This is a genomic window from Citrobacter sp. Awk 2, from assembly GCF_028069815.1.
Lineage (GTDB): Bacteria > Pseudomonadota > Gammaproteobacteria > Enterobacterales > Enterobacteriaceae > Citrobacter.
Window position 1 is genome coordinate 1 of record NZ_JANEWL010000180.1, and the last position, 3893, is coordinate 3893.

3 protein-coding genes and 1 pseudogene are annotated in these 3893 nt (G+C 51.1%); 2 read left to right on the top strand and 2 right to left on the bottom strand.

What is annotated here, in order from left to right; all coding sequences use genetic code 11:
- Window positions 1–106 precede the first annotated feature (106 nt).
- Window positions 107–868 (top strand): C40 family peptidase, encoded by a 762-nt coding sequence (locus NNO02_RS22840; protein WP_271442043.1) that lies wholly within the window; start codon window positions 107–109, stop codon window positions 866–868.
- Here NNO02_RS22840 and NNO02_RS22845 read toward each other — a convergent pair.
- Window positions 865–1116 carry a hypothetical protein gene (locus tag NNO02_RS22845; RefSeq protein ID WP_271450290.1) on the bottom strand — a complete coding sequence of 84 codons (252 nt, stop codon included), beginning with the start codon at window positions 1114–1116 and terminating at the stop codon, window positions 865–867. The two genes, NNO02_RS22840 and NNO02_RS22845, sit on opposite strands and share 4 nt — an antisense overlap.
- A 113-nt stretch (window positions 1117–1229) precedes the next feature.
- Window positions 1230–2948: pseudogene (locus NNO02_RS22850) on the bottom strand (flagellar biosynthesis protein FlhA); the annotation flags it as partial.
- On the opposite strand from NNO02_RS22850, the gene lafU reads away from it, so the two are divergent.
- Window positions 2860–3780, top strand: coding sequence for a putative lateral flagellar export/assembly protein LafU (lafU, locus tag NNO02_RS22855; protein ID WP_271455832.1), 921 nt, complete (start codon window positions 2860–2862; stop codon window positions 3778–3780). The pseudogene NNO02_RS22850 and the gene lafU sit on opposite strands and share 89 nt — an antisense overlap.
- Window positions 3781–3893: the final 113 nt, after the last annotated feature.

Genomic DNA, 3893 nt, shown 5'->3' on the forward strand with positions numbered 1-3893 from the left:
ATATTGAATTCTAAAAAATAATTATTTAATAATCGAATATTAAAACGGATTGTCAGGCCATCGCGCTAGACTGCGCTGAACGTGTTTGCCTCGGTACTCTTTTTTCATGTCTTTTGTCTCTGCGTCCCGACGTATTTTGCCGGGCCTGCTGTCTTTGTGTGTTGTGTTGTCCTCACCGTCTGTCGCCAAAGTTCAGCCCCTCTTATCTGACGCCCATTTAAGCTATGCGGCGCAAATGCGCATGCGTAACCGCGCCCGGCTGCTGAAGCTGTACCACGCGCAGGTAAAAAAGCAGGCAAGTTATGTGGTGGAAGGCAATGCGCAAAGTAAAAGCGCGCTACGCCAGCAAAACAGGACGCTGATTAAACAGCACCCGGAATGGTTTCCCGGGCCGCTTAAAGCCAGCGATCATCATTGGCAGGCGCTCGCCGAGAACGCACATTTTCTTAGCAGCGATCATTTGCACAACATCACTGAAGTGGCTATCCATCGTCTTGAGCAGCAGTTGGGAAAGCCCTATCTGTGGGGAGGTACCAATCCGGATGCCGGGTTTGACTGCAGTGGACTGATTTTTTACGCCTACAACAAAATACTGGCAGCAAAGTTGCCCCGCACGGCGAACGAAATGTACCACTATCGACGGGCAACGATTGTGGCTGATCGCGATCTTCGTCGTGGTGATCTCGTGTTCTTTCACATTCACAGTCGGGATATTGCCGATCATATGGGCGTCTATTTGGGGCAGGATCAGTTTATTGAATCACCACGCACGGGAGAAAGTATTCGGGTAAGTCATTTATCTGATGCGTTTTGGCAAGACCATTACCTCGGCGCCCGGCGTATTCTTACGGAGAATACGATTCTTTAATTCATAATCAGCAGGAGTAACGTCATAAAAGCAAAGATCAGTACGCCGACGAAGAGCAACTCGCACAGTTCAAACAGTAAATACGTGGCGGAAGCCTGCTCTTTACGTTTCGGTCGATGTTTTTGGCGGGGGGATGTGCTCGCCTCCTCCTGCCGATGGACAAACTCCATAAACGTTAGCCATTGTCGGGAATAACGACGATGCCCCGGTTCGTGAGGCACCATTTTTTCAGCCTGCTTCCGTGCCATTACATTTCAGTCCCTGTAAGTGTAATGCGATCCCATCAATTGCCTGTATTTCTTACGTAATGTAATAAAGCGACAAAGTAAGTTAAGACTTAAGTTGCCGCCCTGGGTTTACGTTAGCTCAACGCTCCCATAATGTTTAATTCCAGTTCGTCCGGTACTTCGTTATACGACAGTACTTGCAGTCCGGGTGCGAACAGGCGCGCATAGCGCGCGAGCAGAGGACGTAGCTGCGGGGCGACCAGCAGTACCGGCTCTTTACCCGCGGCTTTCATCTGTTCTTTAATCTGCGGCATAGTGGTCTGGAATTGATTGAGCATATTCGGATCGACCGGTACGCTATCGAGCACCACTTTGCCGCTTTGCTGAGCCTGATTCACCACATTCGCCAGCAAGTTCTCCAGCTCATTATTCAGCGTGTATACCGCCAGCTCATCTTTGCGCACAAACGGGTGGGTAATGCTACGGCGCAGCGCGAGACGGATATCAGCGGTTAACAAAATATGATCCTTGGTAACGGCACTACTGGCGACCAGTACAGTGGCGATCGTGACGATATCGCGCAATGAAACACCGTCAATAAGCAGTGCCCGGTACACCTTCAACAGCTGGCTATAGTTCAATGCAGCACTGAGATCTTCAGCCAGCCGCGGTGCCATCGAGGAGAGGCGATTATGCAATTGTGTAATATCGTCGTAGTTAAACAGGTCAGGGATGTAGTTGCGGATGACTTTATTCACATGTGTCGCAATCACACTGGCGCTATCGATAACCTGATAACCCATATTGAGCGCTTTTGCTTTCTGCGCCGGTTGAATCCAGGTGACGGGCATCCCGTAAGCCGGATCGTTACCTAACACACCATCAATCTCGCCATAGGTCTCACTGGAGGGGAGCGCCATCAGCTTATCTGCGGGGATATCTGCTTCATCGGCTTTGATTCCGTTGATAAAAATGGCGTACTGCGTGGGTTTCAGCCTGAAGTTTTCGCGAATACGAATTTCTGGTAGCAACACGCCGTTGTTATCGGAGATAACTTGCCGTACGCCGCGAATGCGTTGGGTCAGCGGATTGCCTTTCGATTTATCCACCAGCGACACCAGCTTGTAGCCCAGACTCAGGCTAATGGGTTCAATCAGCGGAATAGTCTCCCAACTGACCTGCAGTTCGCTGGTTTCGGCGATGGCTTTGTTCAGCGTTTCGAGACTCTTCTCTTCAGTTTCTGCGACTTTCGGTCGTTTGCTCATACGCCAGGCGGTAAACCCGAGCAGCCCGCTGAAAATCAGAAACGGGAAGTGCGGCATCCCTGGTACCACCGCCAGCACGAACATAATGCTGGTGGCGGTATACAGCACGGAAGGGCTGGCCAACAGTTGTGTGCGAACGTCGGAAGCAATATCGCCATTATCGCTGACGCGCGTCACGATGATTGCCGCAGCCGTCGATAGCAGCAGAGACGGGATTTGCGCGACCAGGCCGTCACCGATGGTCATCAACACGTATTGCTGGAAGGCCGCCTCGGCACTTAAATCGTATTTAAAGATTCCGATGCAGACACCGCCAATCAGGTTGATCGCCAGTATCATCATCCCGGCGATGGCATCCCCGCGTACGAATTTTGAAGCGCCGTCCATTGCACCGTAGAAATCGGCCTCGCTGGCGACATCTTTACGGCGAGTCTGCGCCTGTTGCTGGTTGATAAGCCCGGCATTCAGATCGGCATCGATCGCCATCTGCTTACCGGGCATGGCGTCCAGCGTAAAGCGGGCAGAAACCTCGGAGATTCGCTCTGCGCCTTTGGTTACCACAATGAAGTTGATTGTAAACAGCGTCAGTAAATCAGAACGAGAAAACATCGTGGCGGCCTTGCATGGTCAATCCATCTTTAACGGCGGTGGGCTTGCGCCACTGAATAAGATTGGCAAGCAACCTCTACCTTCTACGACGAAAAATCAAAGTATCACCCGCGCGAATCTGGATAAAGAGAAGACAGCTGCACCGAAAGAGACGGCAACGGTGAGCGCAGAAACAGAAAAGAAAGCGCGTGATGTGAATGAGAAAACGGCCCTGCTAAAGAAAAAATCGGCGAGCGAGTTGGGTGAGTTGGCAACCGACATTAGCGTGATTGCGAGGAATGCGCATATGGAAGCCAACCTGGAGATGGAGATTGTGCCCCAGGGGCTACGCGTATTGATTAAAGACGACCAGAACCGGAATATGTTTGAACGGGGTAGCGCCAGAATTACGCCCTTTTTTAACGCGCTGCTGGTAGAACTGGCCCCGGTGTTTGATTCACTGGACAACAAACTCATCATTACCGGCCATACGGACGCGATGAGTTACAAGAGCAATGTCTATAACAACTGGAATCTCTCCGGCGACCGTGCACTGTCGGCCCGTCGTGTGCTGGAGGATGCCGGAATGCCTCAGAGTAAAGTGATGCAGGTTAGCGCGATGGCCGATCAAATGCTGCTGGATGCCAAGAATCCTGAAAGTGCAGGTAACCGACGCATTGAAATCATGGTGTTGACGCAAAGTGCCTCTGACACGCTGTATCAATATTTTGGCCAGCACGGAGAGAAAATTGTGCAGCCGCTGGTGAACAAACTGGATAAACAGAAGAAGGTGACGTCTTTGCGCCAACAACCTGCTCCCGTCGTTCATTAAGGGGGTTTTCGCCCTTCACATTAGGGGGGCATAATCCCGTCTGGCATTCATCATGGATTTGTCATTTTTCGGGACGGGTGCAGGCTTCTCATAATATAAAAATACTGTATACT